At 55.0% G+C, this 1,870-nt stretch carries 1 rRNA gene; it reads right to left on the reverse strand.

Features of this window, described 5'->3' with window-relative positions:
* Positions 1 to 1,833, reverse strand: a 23S ribosomal RNA gene (locus ACZY0Q_RS20995); the annotation flags it as partial.
* Positions 1,834 to 1,870: the final 37 nt, after the last annotated feature.

The raw sequence follows: 1,870 nt of genomic DNA on the forward strand, positions 1-1,870 counted from the left end.
CTAAAACCTCGCGTCGATGCTTTTCTCGGCAGCATAGGATCACCAAATCCCCCCGTGAGGGGGTCCCATCAGATCTCAGGCATCATGAACGGCGGATTTGCCTACCGTTCGCCCTACATCCTTAGACCGGGACAACCATCGCCCGGCTTGGCTACCTTCCTGCGTCACACCTGTTAATACGCTTGCCTCCCAGGATCAGGTCCCGCGCTCCACCAAAAACCACACACCCCAAAAGGGTGATAGGTCAGGTATCGGGCGGTTAGTATCCCCTGTTCAACATGGACGGTTTTTCGCCGGTACGGGAATATCAACCCGTTGTCCATCGACTACGCCTGTCGGCCTCGCCTTAGGTCCCGACTTACCCAGGGCAGATTAGCTTGACCCTGGAACCCTTGATCATTCGGCGGACGGGTTTCTCACCCGTCTTTCGCTACTCATGCCTGCATTCTCACTCGTGTAGGCTCCACCGCTGGTTTACACCGCGACTTCACTGCCCACACGACGCTCCCCTACCACTCCAGACGCCTGAACCAACCCACAAGGGGCGGCTTAGCTAATATCTGAAATCCACAACTTCGGCGGTGTACTTGAGCCCCGCTACATTGTCGGCGCGGAATCACTTGACCAGTGAGCTATTACGCACTCTTTTAAGGATGGCTGCTTCTAAGCCAACCTCCTGGTTGTCTTCGCAACTCCACATCCTTTCCCACTTAGCACACGCTTAGGGGCCTTAGTTGGTGGTCTGGGCTGTTTCCCTCTCGACTATGAAGCTTATCCCCCACAGTCTCACTGCTGCGCTCTCACTTACCGGCATTCGGAGTTTGGCTGACGTCAGTAACCTTGTAGGGCCCATTAGCCATCCAGTAGCTCTACCTCCAGTAAGAAACACGCAACGCTGCACCTAAATGCATTTCGGGGAGAACCAGCTATCACGAAGTTTGATTGGCCTTTCACCCCTACCCACAGCTCATCCCCTCCATTTTCAACTGAAGTGGGTTCGGTCCTCCACGACGTCTTACCGTCGCTTCAACCTGGCCATGGGTAGATCACTTCGCTTCGGGTCTAGATCACGCCACTGCAACGCCCTATTCAGACTCGCTTTCGCTACGGCTTCCCCACACGGGTTAACCTCGCGACGTAACACTAACTCGCAGGCTCATTCTTCAAAAGGCACGCCGTCACACCCATACAGCAAGCTGCAGATGCTCCGACGGATTGTAAGCACACGGTTTCAGGTACTGTTTCACTCCCCTCCCGGGGTACTTTTCACCTTTCCCTCACGGTACTGGTCCGCTATCGGTCATTAGGGAGTATTTAGGCTTATCAGGTGGTCCTGACAGATTCACACGGGATTTCTCGGGCCCCGTGCTACTTGGGATACTCTCCAGGCGGCACAAAACATTTCGGTTACGGGGCTCACACCCTCTCTGGCCGGCCTTTCAAGACCGTTCACCTATGCCTGCACATCACACCTCACTGTCCCGGCAGAGACAGTACGGAAAGTCCCACAACCCCGACCATGCAACGCCCGCCGGCTATCACACATGGAACGGTTTAGCCTGATCCGCGTTCGCTCGCCACTACTGACGGAATCACTATTGTTTTCTCTTCCTGCGGGTACTGAGATGTTTCACTTCCCCGCGTTCCCTCCACGCACCCTATGTGTTCAGATGCGGGTCACCAGGCAGATCGCTCCCCTGGCGGGGTTTCCCCATTCGGAGACCCTGGGATCAAAGTCCGGTTATCGACTCCCCCAGGCTTATCGCAGATTCCTACGTCCTTCTTCGGCTCCTAATGCCAAGGCATCCACCGTGTGCTCTTAAAAACTTGACCACAAAAGATCAAAAACGCTAATTTTCGAGAGAACCAC

Source organism: Pseudarthrobacter lactosi, from assembly GCF_055412785.1.